This window comes from Cellulomonas phragmiteti, assembly GCF_016862775.1.
Classification (GTDB): domain Bacteria; phylum Actinomycetota; class Actinomycetes; order Actinomycetales; family Cellulomonadaceae; genus Cellulomonas; species Cellulomonas phragmiteti.
On the sequence record NZ_BONP01000002.1, the window covers coordinates 26973 to 45219 of the forward strand.

16 protein-coding genes and 1 tRNA gene are annotated in these 18247 nt (G+C 74.5%); 5 read left to right on the forward strand and 12 right to left on the reverse strand.

The window, feature by feature from the left end; all coding sequences use genetic code 11:
* Positions 1-158 precede the first annotated feature (158 nt).
* The 4 genes from Cph01nite_RS01980 to Cph01nite_RS01995 all read right to left on the reverse strand — a co-directional run bounded on the left by Cph01nite_RS01980 (position 159) and on the right by Cph01nite_RS01995 (position 4075).
* Complete coding sequence (locus Cph01nite_RS01980) at positions 159-563, reverse strand: FKBP-type peptidyl-prolyl cis-trans isomerase (RefSeq protein ID WP_203670697.1); 405 nt, start codon at positions 561-563, stop codon at positions 159-161.
* An 80-nt stretch (positions 564-643) separates the two neighbouring features.
* A complete protein-coding gene (locus Cph01nite_RS01985) occupies positions 644-1642 on the reverse strand; it encodes an acetylxylan esterase (protein WP_203670698.1) in 999 nt (332 codons plus the stop codon).
* Positions 1643-1733: 91 nt separating this feature from the next.
* Positions 1734-3140 (reverse strand): cystathionine beta-synthase, encoded by a 1407-nt coding sequence (locus tag Cph01nite_RS01990; RefSeq protein ID WP_203670699.1) that lies wholly within the window; start codon positions 3138-3140, stop codon positions 1734-1736.
* 104 nt (positions 3141-3244) lie between these two features.
* The gene (locus Cph01nite_RS01995) at positions 3245-4075 is read right to left on the reverse strand and encodes a Bax inhibitor-1/YccA family protein (RefSeq protein ID WP_203670700.1); all 831 of its coding nucleotides are present in this window, start codon (positions 4073-4075) and stop codon (positions 3245-3247) included.
* A gap of 246 nt (positions 4076-4321) precedes the next feature.
* Between Cph01nite_RS01995 and Cph01nite_RS02000 the strand changes: the two genes are divergently transcribed.
* Complete coding sequence (locus Cph01nite_RS02000) at positions 4322-5290, forward strand: ABC transporter ATP-binding protein (protein ID WP_203670701.1); 969 nt, start codon at positions 4322-4324, stop codon at positions 5288-5290.
* Entirely contained in the window at positions 5287-6150 is an 864-nt protein-coding gene (locus Cph01nite_RS02005) for an ABC transporter permease subunit (RefSeq protein ID WP_203670702.1), read from the forward strand. Before Cph01nite_RS02000 ends, Cph01nite_RS02005 begins: the two co-directional genes overlap by 4 nt.
* A gap of 98 nt (positions 6151-6248) precedes the next feature.
* Here the strand turns inward: Cph01nite_RS02005 and Cph01nite_RS02010 are convergent, their stop codons facing one another.
* Entirely contained in the window at positions 6249-9383 is a 3135-nt protein-coding gene (locus Cph01nite_RS02010) for an efflux RND transporter permease subunit (RefSeq protein WP_203670703.1), read from the reverse strand.
* Between the two features lie 203 nt (positions 9384-9586).
* On the opposite strand from Cph01nite_RS02010, the gene Cph01nite_RS02015 reads away from it, so the two are divergent.
* The 3 genes from Cph01nite_RS02015 to Cph01nite_RS02025 all read left to right on the forward strand — a co-directional run bounded on the left by Cph01nite_RS02015 (position 9587) and on the right by Cph01nite_RS02025 (position 11552).
* A complete protein-coding gene (locus tag Cph01nite_RS02015) occupies positions 9587-10474 on the forward strand; it encodes a siderophore-interacting protein (RefSeq protein WP_203670704.1) in 888 nt (295 codons plus the stop codon).
* Positions 10475-10617: 143 nt separating this feature from the next.
* Positions 10618-11085, forward strand: a complete 468-nt coding sequence (locus tag Cph01nite_RS02020; RefSeq protein ID WP_203670705.1) for a YciI family protein — start codon at positions 10618-10620, stop codon at positions 11083-11085.
* Positions 11086-11159: 74 nt separating this feature from the next.
* Entirely contained in the window at positions 11160-11552 is a 393-nt protein-coding gene (locus Cph01nite_RS02025) for a PLD nuclease N-terminal domain-containing protein (protein WP_203670706.1), read from the forward strand.
* A 9-nt stretch (positions 11553-11561) separates the two neighbouring features.
* On the opposite strand, the gene Cph01nite_RS02030 is transcribed toward Cph01nite_RS02025, so the two are convergent.
* From Cph01nite_RS02030 to Cph01nite_RS02060, 7 genes are all read right to left on the reverse strand, one after another.
* A tRNA-Leu gene (locus tag Cph01nite_RS02030) sits at positions 11562-11635 on the reverse strand.
* Between the two features lie 154 nt (positions 11636-11789).
* Entirely contained in the window at positions 11790-13313 is a 1524-nt protein-coding gene (locus Cph01nite_RS02035) for an NAD(P)/FAD-dependent oxidoreductase (RefSeq protein WP_203670707.1), read from the reverse strand.
* Between the two features lie 93 nt (positions 13314-13406).
* On the reverse strand, positions 13407-14816 hold the full coding sequence (locus tag Cph01nite_RS02040; RefSeq protein WP_203670708.1) for a hemolysin family protein: 1410 nt from the start codon (positions 14814-14816) through the stop codon (positions 13407-13409).
* 87 nt (positions 14817-14903) lie between these two features.
* Entirely contained in the window at positions 14904-16103 is a 1200-nt protein-coding gene (locus Cph01nite_RS02045) for a hypothetical protein (RefSeq protein WP_203670709.1), read from the reverse strand.
* Positions 16100-16429, reverse strand: coding sequence for a PadR family transcriptional regulator (locus Cph01nite_RS02050; RefSeq protein ID WP_203670710.1), 330 nt, complete (start codon positions 16427-16429; stop codon positions 16100-16102). Before Cph01nite_RS02050 ends, Cph01nite_RS02045 begins: the two co-directional genes overlap by 4 nt.
* 187 nt (positions 16430-16616) lie before the next feature.
* Positions 16617-17570 carry a Ppx/GppA phosphatase family protein gene (locus Cph01nite_RS02055; RefSeq protein ID WP_275407380.1) on the reverse strand — a complete coding sequence of 318 codons (954 nt, stop codon included), beginning with the start codon at positions 17568-17570 and terminating at the stop codon, positions 16617-16619.
* 62 nt (positions 17571-17632) lie between these two features.
* Complete coding sequence (locus Cph01nite_RS02060; protein WP_373307532.1) at positions 17633-18205, reverse strand: DUF501 domain-containing protein; 573 nt, start codon at positions 18203-18205, stop codon at positions 17633-17635.
* Between the last annotated feature and the right edge of the window lie 42 nt (positions 18206-18247).

Here is an 18247-nt window from a genome sequence, read left to right on the forward strand (position 1 = left end):
GTGTGTGGACGCCCCGAACGGTGTCGGGCTCAGGAGACGGCAGGAGGAACGGACGATGGATCACAGAACACGCGACCCGGAACAACCGGACGGGTCCTCGCAGGTCGGCGGCCGGTGCCGCCGGGCGGGCGTGCGGCCCGCCCGGCGGCACCCGCGGGTCAGCTCACGCCGACGATGTCCACCACGAACACGAGGGTGTCGCCGCCCTTGATGCCGGCCTGCGGCACGCCGCGGTCGCCGTAGGCGAGGTGCGACGGGATGGACAGCAGGACGCGCGAGCCGACCTGCTGGCCGACGAGGCCCTCGTCCCAGCCCGCGATGACGGCGCCGACGCCGATCGGGAAGCCGATCGACGAGCCGCGGTCGAACGAGTTGTCGAACACACCGCCCTGCCACGACTGACCGAGGTAATGCACCTCGATGTCCTGGCCCGCCTCGACGAGCGCGCCGTCACCGCGGCTGAGCACGACGACCTCGAGCTCACCGGACGGCTGCGCGTCCGGGAACGTGAGGGTGGGCTTGGTGCCGGGTGCGCCCGAGACCTCGGGCAGCGCTGCGGCCATGGTGGTTCTCCTTCGGTGGATGACAGTGCCCGTCCATCCTGCCCTGCGGACCGCGCCGACGCCGACCCGGGGTGGGCGGGTCAGCGCGCGAGGACCCCGGCGAGCCAGCGCAGCTGCGCGTCGAGCTGGAAGCCGCCGCCGCCCTCGTGCTCGTTGAACTCGTACACCTCGATCGCGCGGTCGGGGCGCGCGGCCGCGAGCGTCCCGTAGTGGTTGTACGCCGCGAACACGGTGGACGGCGGGCAGATCGGGTCGCGCAGCGCGACCGAGAACAGCGTCGGGGCCGTCGCGCGGCGCGCGAGGTGCACGCCGTCGAGGTACGACAGCGTGCGCAGCGCCGCGGCCTTGTGGTCGCGGTGCACCGCGAGGTACGAGACGACCTCGCGGTACGGGGAGGCGTCGGTGATCGCGATCGCACGGGGGATGTGGCACATGAACGGCACGTCCGGCATCACGGCGACGAGGTCGTCCGCGAGCCCCGCGACGGCCAGCGTCACCGCCCCTCCCTGGCTGCCGCCCGTCACGGCCACGCGCGCCGGGTCCACGCCCGGCAGCGCGCGCACGGCCTCGACCGCGCGGACCCCGTCGGTGAAGACGCGCCGGTAGAAGTGCTCGGCGGGGTCGAGGATCCCCCGCGTCATGAAGCCCGGCGCGTGCGGCCCCGAGCCGACGGGGTCCGGCGTGTCACCTCCGCTGCCCCACCCCGACCCCTGGCCGCGCGTGTCCATCAGCAGGTGGACGTACCCGGCGGCGGCCCAGGCCAGCCGCTCGTGCGGACGGCCGCGGCCGCCGCCGTAGCCGAGGAACTCGACGACCGCCGGCAGCGACGAGCCGTCGGTGGCCGACCCCGCGGGCCGCGTGACCCACGCCTTGACCGGGTGACCGCCGAACCCGGCGAACGTCACGTCCTCGACGTCGACGAGCGTGAGGCCCGCGTCGTGCGGCTCGCGCCGGAGGTCGAGGTCGAGAGCCCGCGTCTCGGCGAGCGTCGCGGCCCAGAACTCGTCGAGGTCCGCGGGCTCCTCGAGCTCCGGCAGGTACCGCTCGAGGTCGGGCAGGGGAAGGTCGAACAGCGCCATCGCGGGAGGTCCTTTGCGGGGTACGGCCCAGTCGGTCGGCCGATGCTAGCGCGCGGCCCCGGGTGCGCCCCGGGCCGTCGCGCGCCGCGCGTCAGCGCGCGAGGAACCCCAGCAGGTCGTGCCGCGTGAGGACGCCCACGGGCCGTCCGTCGTCGACGACCATGAGCGCGTCCGCCTTCTCGAGCGTCGCGCGCGCCGCCTCGACGGGCTCCCCGACGCCGATGAGCGGCAGCGCCGGCGACATGTGCGTGTCGACGCGGTCCGCGAGCGACGCGGCACCGGAGAACACCGCGTCGAGCAGCTCGCGCTCGCTCACGGACCCCGCGACCTCGCCGATCATCACCGGCGGCTCGGCACCGACGACGGGCATCTGCGAGACGCCGTACTCGCGCAGGATCTCGATCGCGTCGCGCACCGTCTCGGTCGGGTGGGTGTGCACGAGCGCCGGCAGGTCGCCGTCCTTGCTGCGCAGCACGTCGCCGACCGACGCGCCCTCGCCCGCGGCGAGGAACCCGTACGAGCGCATCCACGCGTCGTTGAAGATCTTCGACAGGTAGCCGCGACCGCCGTCGGGCAGGATCACGACGTACACCGCGCGGGCGGCGGCCGCGGGGTCGGACTCCTGCAGCGCGCGGGCGTGCCGCAGCGTCGCCTCGACGGCCATGCCGCACGAGCCGCCGACGAGCAGACCCTCCTCGCGAGCCAGGCGCCGGGTCATCGCGAACGAGTCCGCGTCGGACACCGCGACGATCTCGTCGGGCACGGCCGGGTCATAGGCGGTCGGCCAGAAGTCCTCGCCGACGCCCTCGACGAGGTACGGCCGCCCGTCGCCGCCGGAGTACACCGAGCCGGCCGGGTCGGCGCCGACGACGACCACGCGGCCACCGTCGGCGGCGGGGCGGTCGGCGGACACGTCGTGCAGGTAGCGTCCGGTGCCGGTGATGGTGCCACCGGTTCCCACCCCCGTGACGAGGTGCGTGATGCGGCCGTCGGTGTCCGCCCAGATCTCCGGGCCCGTGCTCGCGTAGTGGCTCGCGGGGCCGTTGGCGTTGGCGTACTGGTTGGGCTTCCAGGCGCCGGGCGTCTCGCGCGTGATGCGGTCGGACACCGAGTAGTACGAGTCCGGGTGGTCCGGGGGCACCGCGGTCGGGGTCACGACGACCTCCGCGCCGTACGCCCGCAGCACGTCCCGCTTGTCCTGGCTCACCTTGTCCGGGCAGACGAAGATGCAGCGGTAGCCCTTGCGCTGCGCGACGAGCGCGAGACCGACGCCGGTGTTGCCGGACGTGGGCTCGACGATCGTGCCGCCGGGCTGCAGCTCACCGGACTCCTCGGCCGCCTCGATCATGCGCAGCGCGATGCGGTCCTTCACGGACCCGCCGGGGTTGAGGTACTCGACCTTGGCCAGGATCGTGGCGGTCAGGCCGGCGGTGACGGACGTGAGCCGCACGAGCGGGGTGCCGCCGACGAGCTCGGAGATGTGCTGGGCGTACTTCACGCCCCGATCCTCTCATCCGGCCCGCTCCCCCGATCCGTCCGGGACGGGACGGCGAACGCCCCGCCGGCCGGGGCCGACGGGGCGTTCGTGGACGGCGGGACGGGTCAGTCGCCGCGCAGGATCGCGAGCAGCCGCAGCAGCTCGAGGTACAGCCACACGAGCGTGACGATGAGGCCGAACGCCGCCGACCACGCGAACTTGGCGGGCACGCCCTGGTCGACACCGCGCTTGATGGAGTCGAAGTCCATGACGAGGCTCGCCGCGGCCAGACCCACGGCCAGCAGGCCGACGGCGACACCCATCCAGCCGGAGCGCAGCGGGCCGAACGGGCCGTCGCTGCCGACGAAGAACATCAGGCCGAGGTTCACCAGCGAGAACACCAGGTACCCGACGATGCCGATGAGCACCGCGCGGCGGAACTTGGGGGTCACGCGGACCTTGCCGGAGCGGAACAGGAACAGCGCGGCGGCGAACACCGAGACCGTGGCGAGCACCGCCTGCGGCACGACGCCGGCCCACTGCGTCTCGAAGAACCGGCTGATCCCCCCGAGGAAGACGCCCTGAGCCACCGCGTAGAGCGTGATGAGCGCCGGGCTCGGGCTCTTCTTGAACGCGTTGACCAGGCCCAGGACCAGGCCGACCACCATGCCGATGATCCACAGCCCGGGGGCGACCACCCACGTGGCCGCGGCGACGACGACGAGCAGCGCCAGCAGCCCGCCGGTCTTGACGATGACGTCGTCGTAGGTCAGACGGCCCGTGTCGCGCGGGGTCGCGGGGGGCGCGTCGTAGATCTGCTCGAGGCTCGCGGCGTCCGCGGCCTGCGCACCGGGCGTGCCCCACGCGGGGCCCTGCACGGTGGCCTGCCGGCCGCCACGGCGCTGCTGACGGGGGTCGCCGAACACGGCGCTGTTGCTGAAGACGGGGTTGGTCATGCGGCACTCCTGGTCGTAAGCCGGCCGGGGTTGTTTCTGTCGACGACAACCACAACGTAGCGGGTGCCCCGCGCGTTCCCCATCCGGGAGCTCCCCGAGCACACGTCCCGGCACCCTCGTCCTCGCGGATGAGTCCGCGGACGGGAGGATCGGTCGCGGGAGGGTGACGCGAGCACCCCGCGCAGGCATAGCGTCGTGCGACGTGAGCACACCGACGCGCACCACGACGCGACCCCAGGGGACCCGATGATCGAGGCACACGGACTGACCAAGAGGTACGGCAGCAAGACCGCCGTCGACGGCATCGACTTCACGGTGCGACCCGGCCGCGTGACCGGCTTCCTGGGCCCCAACGGCGCGGGCAAGTCGACCACCATGCGCATGATCGTCGGGCTCGACCACCCGAGCGCCGGCACCGTGACCGTGCAGGGCCGGCCCTACGCCAGCCTGCGCTCGCCGCTGACCGAGGTGGGCGCGCTCCTGGAGGCCAAGGCCGTCCACCCCGGACGCTCGGCACGCCAGCACCTGCGCGCCATGGCCGCGACCCACGGCATCGGCGACAAGCGCGTCGACCAGGTCATCGAGCTGGCCGGGCTGGGTGCGGTGGCCCAGAAGCGCGTCAAGGGCTTCTCCCTGGGCATGGGCCAGCGCCTCGGCATCGCGGCCGCGCTCCTGGGCGACCCGCACACCCTCATCCTCGACGAGCCGGTCAACGGGCTGGACCCCGAGGGCGTGGCGTGGGTGCGCGGCCTGGCCAAGCACCTCGCGTCCGAGGGCCGCACCGTCTTCCTGTCCTCCCACCTCATGAGCGAGGTCGCGGTCACCGCCGACGACCTGCTGGTCATCGGCCGCGGCAGGATCGTCGCCCAGGGTCCCGTCGACGAGGTCGTCTCGCGCGCCACGAGCACGACCGTGCGCGTGCGCAGCCCACACGCCACCGAGCTCGCGGCCGCCCTGTCCGGACCGGACACCGTGGTCGACGCGATCGAGCCCGGCCTGATCGAGGTGCACGGCCCCACCGCGGCCGCCATCGGCGAGCTCGCCGCCTCCCGCTACGTCCTGCACGAGCTCACGCCCGTCAGCGGCTCCCTCGAGCAGGCCTACATGTCCCTCACGGCCGACTCCGTCGAGTACCGCTCCGGTACCGACGACGCGGCCTCGCACCCCACCGACGCCGGCACCGCCGGCCCGACCGGACCGGAGGCGGCCCGATGAGCACCGCGACCACCCCCCGCACCGCGCCGGCCGACGCCCCGGCCCCCGCGAGCACGGCACGCCTCTCGGTGTGGCACGTGCTGCGCTCCGAGTGGATCAAGCTCTGGAGCCTGCGCTCGACGTTCTGGACCGTCGGCCTCACGATCGCCGTCCTGGTCCTGCTCGCGTGGGCGATGGCGGCGTCGTACAACTTCGCCGGCAACGCCTACCCCGGGGACGACGGCAGCGCCTCGCTGGTCTACTTCGTGCTCGCTCCCGGGCAGATCTTCGGCGCCCTCGTCCTGGTGGTCCTGGCGGCGCTCACGGTGACGGGCGAGTACGGGACGGGGCAGGTGCGCTCGACGTTCGCCGCCGTGCCGACCCGGCTGCCCGTGCTGTGGGCGAAGGGCGCGGTCGTCGCGCTCGTGACGTTCCTGACGGCGAGCGTGGGCACCGGCCTGTCGCTCCTGCTCGCCGGCCTCATCACCCCGGCGCTGCAGCCCGACTGGTCCGACCCGGAGATGCTGCGCATCGTGCTGGGCACCCCGCTGTACATCGCGACGGTCGCGCTGCTCGGCTTCGCCGTCGGCGCGCTGCTGCGCAGCACGGCGGCCGCGATCGCGACCGTGATCGGGTTCGTCCTCGTCATCGAGAGCGTCCTCAACCTCATCTCCTGGAAGCCGCTGGAGTACGTGCGGCCGTTCCTGCCGTCGTCCGCGGGTGCCCGCGTGGCGACGCCGGACGAGCTCCTCGAGATGTCCGACGGCATGGCGACCATGGCCGTGAACCTCTCCCCGTGGGCGGGGTACGCGGTCCTGGTGGGCTGGGTGGTCGTCATCGTCGCCGCCGCCGCGGTGCGGCTGCGCACGCGCGACGTCTGACGCGTCCGCGCACGACGAAGCGGCGCACCGCCGCCCTGGAGGGGGACGGCGGTGCGCCGCTTCGTCGTGCGGGGGTGGCGCCCCGGGGGGCCGGGCCGTCAGGCCGGGGACTCGCTGCGGGTCGGCGGCGCGGCCCGCCGACCCGAGCGCCGGCCGGCGCCGCGCAGCCGCGCCCGCTCCACCAGCGTGTAGAGCACCGGCACCAGCACCAGCGTCAGCAGCGTCGAGGTGAAGAGCCCGCCGATCACGACGATCGCGAGCGGCTGCGAGATGAAGACGCCGCCGCCCGTGAGGCCCAGCGCCATCGGCACCAGCGCGAAGATCGTCGCCGCAGCCGTCATGAGGATGGGCCGCAGACGCTTGCGCGACCCCTCGGTGACGGCCTCCTCGAGGTCGCGCCCCTGCTCGCGGTACTGGTTGACCAGGTCGACGAGCACGATCGCGTTGGTCACGACGACGCCGATGAGCATGAGTACGCCGATGAGCGCCGGAACCCCCAGCGGGGTCCCCGTGAGCAGCAGGCCGAGCAGCGCACCCGTGGCCGCGAACGGCACGGACACCAGCAGGATCAGCGGCTGCAGCAGCGACCGGAACGTCGCGACCATGACGACGTACACGATGACGATCGCGATGAGCAGGGCCATCCCGAGGTCCGCGAACGCGTCCTCCTGGTCCGCGGCGACACCGCCGACCTCGAGGCTCGCGCCCGGGGGCACGTCGATGTCCTCGAGCGCCGCGCGCAGGCGCTGCGTCAGGGCCCCGAGGTCCTGGTCGGCGGGCGTGGCCGACACCGTCGCGGCGCGGGACCCGTCGATCCGCGTGGTCGACACGGGCACCTCGACCTGCTCGACGCTCGCGATCGCCGTCAGGGGGACGACACCCGTCGGCGTCGGCAGCACCAGGCTCTCGAGCTCGGCGACGCTCGACGGTGCCGGCAGCGTGACGATCGTGACGTCCACGGGCCCGGCGCCCAGGTCGACGCTGCCGACGGGCTGTGGGCTCATGAGGCCGGCGACGGTCCCGACCACGGCGGTCTCGGTGAGCCCGGCCGCCGCGGCGGCGTCCCGGTCCACGGTCACCCGCACGGTCGGCTGGTCGGCGGCGAGGTCGTTGACCACGTCGGTCGTGCCCTCGACGCCGGCGACCACGTCCCGCACCTGCGCGGCGAGGTCGGCCAGCTCGGCGCCGTCGTCGGCCTGCACGACGACGTCGACAGTCGAGGAGCCGAACGCGGCGTCGGCACCCGCCACGACCACGTCCCCGGTGACGTCCAGCCCGGCGACCGTCTCGCGCACGGCGTCGGCGACCGCGGTGGTGTCGCCGTCGGAGGCGAGCGTCAGCGCGAACGTCGCGCGCGGCGCACCGCCCCCGCTGAACGCCGCCTCGATGCCGCCCGACGACCCGACCGTGGTCTGCACGGTCTCGACGCCGTCGACGTCCATCAGCGCGTCCTCGACGTCCCGCGCGGCGGCGTCCTGCGCCTCGAGCGACGTCGCGGCCGGGAAGGTCTGCGTGACGGTCAGCGTGTCCTGACCGGCGTCACCGAGGAAGTTGGTCTCCAGGCGCGTCGCGAGCCCGACGGTGCCGGCGAACACGACCACCGCGGCCAGCACGGCGACCACGGGGTGCGCCACCGAGCTGCGCAGGGTCGCCAGGTAGCCGCGCTGCAGCCACGAGCGACGCTCCTTGTCCTCGGCGGTGGCGCGCACCTGCGCCGCGGTGGCCGGGTCGGTGGGGCCGGCCTTGACGAACCAGTAGGCGAGCACGGGGACGATCGTCAGCGACACCAGCAGCGAGGCGGCGAGCGCGATCGCGGTGGTGAACGCGAACGGCCGGAACAGCTCACCGACCATGCCGCCCACCAGCCCGATCGGCAGGAACACCGCGATGGTCGCGATCGTCGACGCGGTGATGGCGGCCGCGACCTCGCGCACGGCGGTGAGGATCGCGTCGCGCTTGTCCTCGCCGTAGGACAGGTGCCGCTTGATGTTCTCGATGACGACGATCGAGTCGTCGACGACCCGGCCGATCGCGATGGTCATGGCGGCCAGCGTGAGGATGTTGAGCGAGTACCCGGCCAGGCGCAGGCCGATGAACGTCACCAGGAGCGACAGCGGGATCGAGATCGCCGACACCAGGGTCGAGCGCAGCGAGGCGAGGAACAGCAGGATCACCAGCACCGCGAACACCAGCCCGAGACCGCCCTCGGTGGCCAGGCCCTCGATGGACTCCTCGATGAACGGGGCCTGGTCGAACACGACGGCCACGTCGACCTCGTCGCCGAGCTGCGCGCGCAGGTCCGCGACCGCGTCCTGGGCGCCGTGCGAGACCTCCACGGTGTTGCCCGCGGGGGTCTTGGTCAGGGAGACGGCCAGGGCGGGCTGGCCGTCCAGGCGCGAGAAGCCGGAGGCGGGCACGCCCGCCAGGGCGACGTCCGCGACGTCACCCAGGGCGACGGGACCGGTCGCCGCGCCGAGCAGCGGCAGCGCGCGCAGGTCGTCGACCGACGTGATCTCCGAGCCGGCCTGCACGGACAGGGTGAGGTCACCGTCGTCCACGGTGCCGGTGGGCAGCACGACCCCGTTGTCCTGCAGCACCGACTGCACGGCGACGGGCGACAGGCCCGCCGCGGTGAGCGCCGGCAGGTCGAGGGTGACGGTGACGGCCTGGTCGGCGATGCCCGTCACGGCCACGTCCCGCACGCCGTCGACCTGCTCGAGCCGCGGCACGACGAGGTCCTGCACGACGCGGGCCAGCGCGGCCTGCGGGTCCTCGCCGTCGCGCACGTCGTCGGGGGTGCCGGCGACCGCGAGCTGGACGACCGGGAAGTCGTCGATGGAGCCGGTGAACACGCTCGGGTCGACACCGTCCGGCAGGGACGAGCCGATGCGCGCGAGCGCGGCCTGCATCTCCTGGGCACGCGCGTCGACGTCGACGCCGTACGTCAGCTCGACGACGGTGGTGGACACCGACGTGGACGACGTCGACGTCACCGACTCGACGTCGGCGACGCCCGAGAGCGCCTGCTCGATCGGCTCGGTGATCTGCTGCTCGACGAGCTCGGGCGACGAGCCCGGGTCGACGGCCACGATGAAGGCGGTGGGGATCTGCAGCGACGGGATGAGCTCGGACTTCAGGGACCCGAGGCTGAACCAGCCGAACACCGCGATGGCGACGGTGAGCAGGGCGACGACGGAGCGGTTGGCCAGCGAGAGCCGGGCGAGGCGTGACACGGTTCCTCCGGGGGTCGCCGTGGTGGCGGCGGTGTCAGCGGGCGGGGCGCGGCGTACGCCTGAGCGTACGTCTGCGGGGCGGGGGTCACCCGCCAGGACAACGGCCGTCCCGTGCGTCGCGCTACCCGCCGGGCATGTGGCCCACGTCACACGGGTGCACCAGGGGAACCGGCCGCGGTGACAGCCGGAGTTAGGCTCGCCTCATGAGCACCGCCGGGTCGAGCGCCCCGTCCCTCGCCCCGTCACGGAAGCCCGCACCCGTGCTCGCGGAGGTCGTGCGCACCGCGCGGCTCACCCCGCACCTCGTGCGCGTCGTCCTCGGGGGCGCGGGGCTGGCGCCCTTCATGACCCCCGTCGAGGTGGACTCCTACGTCAAGCTCGGGTTCCTGCCGGCCGGGGCGCTCGACGCCTGCCCCCTGGGTGCCGACGGTCGCGTCGACGTGCCCGCCCTGCGCGCGACCCTCCCCGACGGCGTCGACGTGCGGCTGCGCGCCTACACCGTGCGCGCCTGGGACGACGCGGCCCGCGAGCTCACCGTCGACCTCGTGGTACACGGGGACGAGGGCGTGGCCGGGCCGTGGGCGCTGGGCGCGACCGCAGGCGACCGGGTGCTCGTCCACGGTCCCGGCGGCGCGTGGTCGCCGCGGGACGACGTGGACGCGCACCTGCTCGTCGGCGACGCGAGCGCGCTGCCGGCCGTCGCGGTCGCGCTCGAGCGGCTCGCGCCGGACGCGGTCGGCGCCGCGTTCGTCGAGGTCCACGGCCCTGCCGACGAGCTGGACCTGGCCGCGCCCGCCGGGGTGGCCGTGCACTGGCTGCACCACGGGGACGACGCCCCCGGCTCGACGCTCGCACCCGCCGTGCGCGCGTGGGCCTGGCCGGCCGGGCGCGTCGGGGCGTTCGTCCACGGCGAGGCCGGCGCGGTCAAGGAGCTGCGCGCCCACCTGCGGGTCGACCACCGCGTCGCGCGGGGCGACCTGTCGATCTCCGGCTACTGGCGCCTGGGCGCCGACGACGAGGGCTGGCGCGCCGGCAAGCGCGCCTGGACCCAGCAGATCGAGCAGGCGGAGGCGGCCGCCGGGCTGGACTGAGCCGGGTCGCGTCGGGTCTGGTCGGGTCTGGTCGGCACGCGGGACCATCGGATCCCGCCGGTCGGGAACGTCGAGACCGGGACTGCCCGCGCGTCATGCAGGGTGAGGGCGCCACCGGGGCGCCACGACGGACGGAGCGCTCCATGCCGAAGTACCTGCTGATCGTCGACTTCCAGGCCGGCGCCGACCCCACACCGATGGACCGGTGGGACCCGGCCGACGTCCAGGCCCACCTCGACCACTACGGGGCGCTCAACGACGAGCTGCGCCGCAGCGGCGAGCTCGCCGGGCTCGTCGTGCTCGACGGTCCCGACGTCGCGCACGTCGTGCGCTCCGACGGTCGCTCCGGCACCACGGTGACCGAGGGGCCGTTCACCGAGTTCTCCGAGTGGGTGGCGGGGTTCCAGGTCGTCGACGTCGCGTCGCTGGACCGTGCGCTGGAGATCGCAGCACGCGTCTCGGCCGTGCCGGGCCGCGGCGGCGTCCCGACCGGCCAGCCCGTGCAGGTGCGGCGCGTGCTCGACGACGGGCCGTCGGACGCCGCGTCGATGGCGACGTGGCTGCGGGACACCGCGGGCGGCGACCGCGGGGGCGAGCGGCCGAACGGGTGAGCCCACCCGAACCGGTCACGGCGGGCGCGCCCGCGCGCTAGCGTGCTGCTGCCCGTGACGACGAAGGGGGTCGGGTGCTGCGCTTCCTGCCGGTGATCGCTGAGGTCGCCCTGCTGGTCTTCTGCCTCATCGACGCGATCCAGTCCGACCCCGACCGCGTCCGGAACCTGTCGAAGGGCTGGTGGATCGTCCTCATCGTGGTGCTGCCGATCGCCGGTGGCGTCGCGTGGCTCGTCGCCGGCCGCCCGCAGACGCCGCGCACCCACGTCCCGTGGCGGTCCACCGAGACCGCCGGGTTCCCCGAGTACGAGCGGCCCCGGCGGTACGGCGACGACGCCACGGCCGAGGAACGCCGCCGCGCCGAGGAGCGCCGGTCCGACGAGCTCCACGAGCAGATGCTGCGCGACTGGGAGGCGCAGATCCGTGCGCGCGAGCAGGCGGTCGAGCGCGACCGCCCGGACGCCTGAGCGCAGCGGTGCCCCCGCCGGGGTTCGAACCCGGACTGGACCGGGTTTAAGCCGGTTGCCTCTGCCGGTTGGGCTACGGGGGCGCGCCCGTCATCCTGCCAGGACGGCGGGCTGGATCGCCCTCTCGCGCCCGGGGTGGGGCGACGACCCCGCCCCGGGCGTGAGAGGGCGATCCGGCTCCGCACGTGCGACGGCCCCGCACCCCTGGAACGGGTGCGGGGCCGTCGGCCCGGCAGGTCAGGCCTTGTGCGCCTCGTCCTTCGCGGCCGGGGAGTCCTTCTCGGCCTTGTACGGCGGGAGCGCCGGCGCGGCGGTGGCGCCGTCCGTCGGCGCCGTGTCCTGCGAGGTCTGCTCGACCTTGGGCTTGGGCGGCACGGAGGCGGCGCGGAACTCGGCGCGCGGGTCGTGCAGCGAGCCGAGCGCGACGACCTCGCGGCGCAGCAGCACCGAGCCCGTCCACCCGGCGGCGATGCGCAGCTTGCGGTTGAAGGTCGGCATGGCGAAGACGTGGTACGTGCGGTGCAGCACCCAGGCGAGGAACCCGCGGACCTTGATGCGCCCGAACATCTGCGCCACGCCCTTGTACATCCCGAGCGACGCGACCGCGCCGACGTTGCGGTGCTTGTAGAAGGTCGGCTCCGCCGAGCGCAGGACGAGCGCGAGGTTGTCCCCGATGTGGTTGCCCTCGCGCAGCGCGTGCTGGGCGTTGGGCGGGCAGAAGGCTCCCGGGTTGTACAGGTCCGGCACCGCGGCACAGTCGCCCGCGGCCCAGGCGTCGGCCACGACCGTGCCGTCCTCCGCGGTGACCTGCAGGTACGCGTTGCAGATCACGCGGCCCATCTTGTCCAGCGGCAGGTCCGAGTCCTGCAGCACGGGATTGGCCTTGACCCCGGCGGTCCACACGACGGTCTCGGCGTCGAACTCCGTGCCGTCGGACAGCACGATGTGGCCGTCGACGCACGAGTTGAGGAACGTCGACAGGTAGATCTCGATGTCCCGCTTGCGCAGCTGCTCGAGGGTGTACCCGCCGAGCTCCTCGCTGACCTCGGGCAGGATCCGGCGGCTGCCCTCGACGAGGACGAACCGCATCTCCTCGGGCTCGATCTGCTTGTACTTGCGCACGGCGTACCGCGCCATGTCCTCGACCTCGCCGAGCGCCTCGACGCCCGCGAACCCGCCGCCGACGAACACGAAGGTCAGCATCTTGCGGCGCAGCTCGGGGTCCCACGTCGAGGCCGCCACGTCGATGCGGCCCAGCACGTGGTTGCGCACGGCGATGGCCTCCTCGACGTTCTTGAAGCCGATGCCCTGCTCCGCCAGGCCGGGGATCGGCAGCGTGCGGGCCACCGAGCCCAGGCCGACGACGAGGTGGTCGTACGTCACCCAGTACGCCTCCCCCTCGATCGGCGTGATCTGCACGCGACGCTGCGCGTGCTCGATCTGCGTCACGTGGCCCTGCAGCACGTCGACGCCCTTGAGGGCGCGCCGGTGGGGCGCGACGACGTTGCGCGGGTCGATCGAGCCGGCCGCCGCCTCGGGCAGGAACGGCGCGTACGTCATGTACGGGCGCGGGTCGACCACGACGATCGCCGCGTCGCGCTTGCCGAGCCGGCGGCGCAGCCGCCGTGCCGAGTACAGGCCCACCGTGCCACCGCCCAGGACGACGACGCGCGGCACCTTGCGGGGCTTGCCGGCCGGGGCCGGCATGAGCTCACCCGACGGGCGGGCGGCGTCGACGGTGGCGGAGGACGACTGAGGCATACCTCATACGGTAGACGCGCTGCCGCGTCGCAGCCCTGTCGTGGGCGGTGACGCCGCGCACACCACGGGCCCCGACCGTGTGAGATCGACGACTCAGACGTCGTCCGGCGCGGCGACGTCGTCGGCGGGGGCCCGCTCACCGAGCACCCGCTCGACGCGCACGCCCGTGATGCGGCGCCGGTCGACCTCCCGCACCCGCAGGCGCGTCCGCGCCGTCGTGCCGCCCGTCGCGGCCTCGTCGAGGTCGACCACGTCGCCCGGCTCGGCGATGCGGCCCAGCCGCGCCAGCACGTAGCCCGCGACGGTCTCGTAGGGCCCGTCCGGCAGCACGACGCCCGTCCGCTCGGTGAAGTCCTCGAGCGTGAGCCCGGCGTCGACGTCGGCGTCGCCGGCGAGGCGGGTGGGGACCGGGTCGTACTCGTCGACGATGTCGCCGACCAGCTCCTCGAGCAGGTCCTCGAGCGTCACGATGCCGTCCGTGCCGCCGTACTCGTCGACCACGACCGCGATGTGCGCGCCCGTGCGGCGCATGGTCGACAGCGTCGGCAGGACCGCGTTGGTGCCGGGCAGCTGCACGACGGGTCGCACGACGTCGCCGACCGTCGTGGCGGAGACCTCGACGATCGCCTCGACGACGCCTGCACGCCCGTGCGTGTCGGGGTCGGCGTCCGCCTCCCGCACCGCTCGTGCGACGGGGGCGAGGAGGTCGCGCACGTGCACGAACCCCACGATGTCGTCGAAGTCCTCCCCCGTCACCGGGTACCGGGAGTACGGCAGCGTGCCGACGAGCTGCGCAGCGCTCGCGATGGGCTCGTCCGCCGCGAGGAACGTGACGTCGGCCCGCGGGCGCATGACCTCGACGAGCGAGCGGTCGCCGGCGTCGAACACGTCGCCGATGAGCCGGCGCTCGTCCTCGGGGAGGTCCGGGTGCGTCCGCACGAGGTCCCGCAGCTCCTCGTCGCTCATCTGGTCGCTCGTCGCGCCGGGGTCGAACCCGAGGAGCCGCACGACCCCGTTGGTGGAGCGGGACAGCAGCCACACGACGGGCGTCATGAGGGCCGCGAACCTGTCGAGCGGCGGACCGACCCACAGCGACACCCGGGCCGCCTGCTGCATGGCGATGCGCTTGGGGACGAGCTCGCCGAGCACCAGGGACAGGTAGGCGATGACGAGGGTGAGCACGACGAGGGCCACCCCGTCGGCCGTGCCCGGCGCCATGCCCAGCGACACGAACACGGGTGCGAGCGAGGAGGCCAGCGTCGAGGCACCGAAGGCCGCGGAGAAGAACCCGGCGACCGTCACGCCGATCTGCACGGCGGCGAGGAAGCGGTTGGGGTTGCGCGCGACGGCGGCGACGCGCGCACCGCGCGCTCCCTGCTTCTCGATCTGCCCGAGCTGCGACTCGCGCAGCGAGACCAGGGCGAGCTCGGTGCCCGCGAACACGCCACCGACGAGCACGAAGATCAGGACGAGGCCGATGTCGGCCCAGATGTCGACGGTCACAGGACCTTCCAGGGTCGACGCGGGAACACGACCACCCTAGGCGCGGACGCGTGCTCGCCGCTCACCGAGCGCTTCCCGCGTCGGGCGTCAGGGCACGGCCGGCTCGGGCTCGGGCACCGCTGACCCGTCCGTGGCCGGGGGTGCGTCGCTCGGTGGCACCGCCTCGGCCGACGGGGTCGCGCCGGGGGTGGACGCCCCGGCCGGGGCCGGCAGCGTCGCCTCGGGCCCGGTGCGCCACGGGACGACGGCGGCGGCCGCGGCGAAGGGCCACGACGGCGCGAGCACCTCGCCGCGCACGTCCTCGTCCGTGACGTCGAGCGGTGCGCCGCTGTCCGCCCAGGCCCAGCCCGGCACGCTGTGCAGGGGGAACACGTTCCACCGGGTCTCGCCGTTCGGCCCCGGTACCCCGACGTGGAACAGCGGGTCACCGGCCCCGTCGGGCCAGTACTCCTGCTGGCGCCAGCGGTCACCGCCGTACGGCTCGGTGGTCACCGGCCGGCCCGCCTGGTCGAACACCTGCGCGCCCTCGACCGGCCGGCCGTCCGCGTCGTAGACGAAGAGGTTGAACGCGCGCTCGCCCGCCACGACCACCCCGTCCTCGACCGGCCGGTCACCCCACCCCTGCGCCCGCGCGACGTCGTCGCGGTGCGCCTGGGGCAGCGTCAGGAGCAGGATCGCGGCCGCGAGCGCGAGCACCCCGCTGGCGAACCGCAGGACCCTCCCCCAGCGCGGGCCCGTGCGCCACTCGCCCCTGCCCCACTGCGCGCTCGCGACCACCGCGAGCAGCAGCAGCACCCAGCCACCCGAGCTCGAGGGCAGCCAGAACGCGCCCTGCTCCGCGCCGACCATCTGCAGCAGCAGGTGCGCCAGGGCCCAGCCGCGCAGCACCCACCACGCCGGTCGCAGCGCGACGAGCAGGTCCTCGACGCCCGGGAACCAGCGGGTCGCGCGCAGCCGCGCGAGCGTGGTGCCCTCGATGTCCCGCACCGACCCGACGAGCTGCCGCAGCGCCCGGTCGACCGCGCCCCCCGTGCGCTGACCACCGGAGCCGGGCGCCAGCCCGGCGGCCGCGCGCAGCTCGGCGGCGTAGTCCGCGGGCGCCCCGAACTCGTCGGCCAGCGTCCCGCGGTGCGCGCGACGGTCGTCCGCGAGCGCGTCGGCGAGGTTCGCCTCGAGCCCGTCGGTCAGGTCGTCCACGTGCTCGGGCCCCAGGTCCGCGAGCGCGGCCCGCACCTGCGCGGCGTACGTCCGGACGTCCTGCGCGATCGCGTCGTCGACGATGCTCATGCCCCACCCTCCGTCCCGAGCAGGCGTGCCATGGTGCCCGCGAACTCGTCCCAGTCCTTGCGCTGCGCGCCGAGCATCGCCCGGCCCTGCGCGTTGATCCCGTAGTACTTGCGGTGCGGTCCCTCGTCGCTGGGCACCACGTACGACGTCAGCGCGCCGGAGGAGTAGAGCCGGCGCAGCGTCCCGTACACCGACGCGTCGCCGACCTCCTCGATGCCGGCGGCCCGCAGGCGTCGCACGACGTCGTAGCCGTAGCCGTCCTCGTCGGCGACGACGGCGAGCACGGCCAGGTCCAGCACCCCCTTGAGCAGCTGCGTGGTGTCCATGCGGCCTCCCGCTCGTCGTGGCCCGTGCCGCCGCGCCGGTCCCGTGCAGGGCCGGTGCGGCGGTGCGTGGCGCGGACGCCCCTCCAGGGCCCGCACGTCGCACAGTACTGCGCAGTCCGCACTACTGTCCACGACACGCCACAGCGGAGCGCCGGCCGCTCCGCGCGTGTCCGGGTGAGCCGGGAGCTCAGCGCTCGGCGATGCTCCAGGCGATGCCGTCGAGGATGTCGTGCTCCGAGGTCACCACGTGGGTGAGCGCGCCGCCGGCCGCCACCACCTCGGTGCGCACACGGCGCACGACGTCCCGCCACACGAGGGCGCCCGCGCCGATCACGTCCACGCGACCGGGGTGCAGGTACGGCAGCGCCGCGCGCTCCTCGCGCGTGCGGACCAGCAGGTCCTCGCACGCCGCGAGCACGTCGTCCACGCCGAGCACGGCGCCGTCGATGCGCGTCCGGTCGTAGTGGTCCAGGCCGAGCGCGTGCGCCGTGATGGTGGTCACCGACCCGGCGAGACCGACCAGCGTGACCGCCCGCCCCATCGGGACGACGTCCGCGGCGGCGTCGAGCGCGGCGTGCACGTCCGCGTCGGCCGCCGCGATCTGGGCGGCGCTCGGCGGGTCGCCGTGCAGGTGCCGCTCCGTCAGCCGCACGGAGCCGACGTCCATCGAGACCGCGGCCTCGGGGGCGGCCGTGCCGAGCACCAGCTCGGTCGAGCCGCCGCCGAGGTCCACGACCAGGAACGGCCCGTCGAACCGGCTCGCCAGCACACCCGTCGCCCCCCGGAACGACAGCCGCGCCTCCTCGTCGCCGGCCACGACCTCGGGGTCGACCCCGAGCGCCGCCCGCACCCCCGCCACGAACTCGTCGCGGTTGCGCGCGTCGCGCGTCGCCGACGTGGCGACGAAGCGCACGTCCTCGACGCCGAGCCGCTCGCACACCTCGTGGTAGCGGCGCGCCGCGTCGAGCGTGCGCGCGAGCGCCTCGGGAGCCAGCAGGCCCGTGCGGTCGACGCCCTGCCCGAGGCGCACCACCTCGTTGCTCCGCTCCAGGTCGACGAGGGTGCCCGCCGCCGGGTCGACGTCCGCGACGAGCAGACGGATGGAGTTGGTCCCGCAGTCGATGGCTGCCACGCGTGTCACCGGCACATCGTGCCATCGCCGACCGACACCGCCGGCCGTCGGCTCACCGGCGGCGTCCGCCCTCAGCAGGTGCAGCGGTCCGGCCGCCACCGGTCGGCCACCATCGTCAACGCCTCGTCCCCGACGGGGTTGACGCCCGGCCCCGCCGCGAGCGCGTGCGCGACCAGGACGTGCAGGCACTTGACCCGCTGCGGCATGCCCCCGGCGGAGATGCCGGCGATCTCCGGGACGTGGCCCAGCGCCTCGCGGTCCGCGAGGTACGCCGCGTGGGCGCGGCGGTGACCCTCGGCGAGGTCGTCGTCCTCACCGAGCCGGGCCGTCAGCTCCTTCATCACGCCCGTCGCCTCGACCGCGCTGACGGCCGCCACCGCCTGGGGCGACGTCAGGTAGTACGTCGTCGGGAACGGCGTGCCGTCGTCGAGCCGCGGCGCGGTCCGCACCACGAGCGGACGACCGCACACGCAGCGCGCGGCGACGCCCACGACGCCGCGCGGCGGTCGCCCGAGCTGCTCGGTGAGCACCTCGACGTCGCGCTCGCTGACGGCGTCCGTGACGGCGCGCGCCGCCGGGAGGTCGGGCAGCGCCGACGGGCCGGGCACGTCGCGGTGCGCGGTGGGGTCAGGGCGTGCGGGCACGTCGGTCCGTTCGGTCGGTCGGGCGGGGCGTCCATTGTCGCC

Coding starts and splice junctions, on each gene's coding strand:
- Cph01nite_RS02035 (WP_203670707.1), bottom strand. CDS start 13,313: ATGCCTCAGTCGTCCTCCGCCACCGTCGACGCCGCCCGCCCGTCGGGT.
- Cph01nite_RS02045 (WP_203670709.1), bottom strand. CDS start 16,103: ATGAGCATCGTCGACGACGCGATCGCGCAGGACGTCCGGACGTACGCC.
- Cph01nite_RS01995 (WP_203670700.1), bottom strand. CDS start 4,075: ATGACCAACCCCGTCTTCAGCAACAGCGCCGTGTTCGGCGACCCCCGT.
- Cph01nite_RS02020 (WP_203670705.1), top strand. CDS start 10,618: ATGCCGAAGTACCTGCTGATCGTCGACTTCCAGGCCGGCGCCGACCCC.
- Cph01nite_RS02000 (WP_203670701.1), top strand. CDS start 4,322: ATGATCGAGGCACACGGACTGACCAAGAGGTACGGCAGCAAGACCGCC.
- Cph01nite_RS02050 (WP_203670710.1), bottom strand. CDS start 16,429: ATGGACACCACGCAGCTGCTCAAGGGGGTGCTGGACCTGGCCGTGCTC.
- Cph01nite_RS01980 (WP_203670697.1), bottom strand. CDS start 563: ATGGCCGCAGCGCTGCCCGAGGTCTCGGGCGCACCCGGCACCAAGCCC.
- Cph01nite_RS02005 (WP_203670702.1), top strand. CDS start 5,287: ATGAGCACCGCGACCACCCCCCGCACCGCGCCGGCCGACGCCCCGGCC.
- Cph01nite_RS01985 (WP_203670698.1), bottom strand. CDS start 1,642: ATGGCGCTGTTCGACCTTCCCCTGCCCGACCTCGAGCGGTACCTGCCG.
- Cph01nite_RS02015 (WP_203670704.1), top strand. CDS start 9,587: ATGAGCACCGCCGGGTCGAGCGCCCCGTCCCTCGCCCCGTCACGGAAG.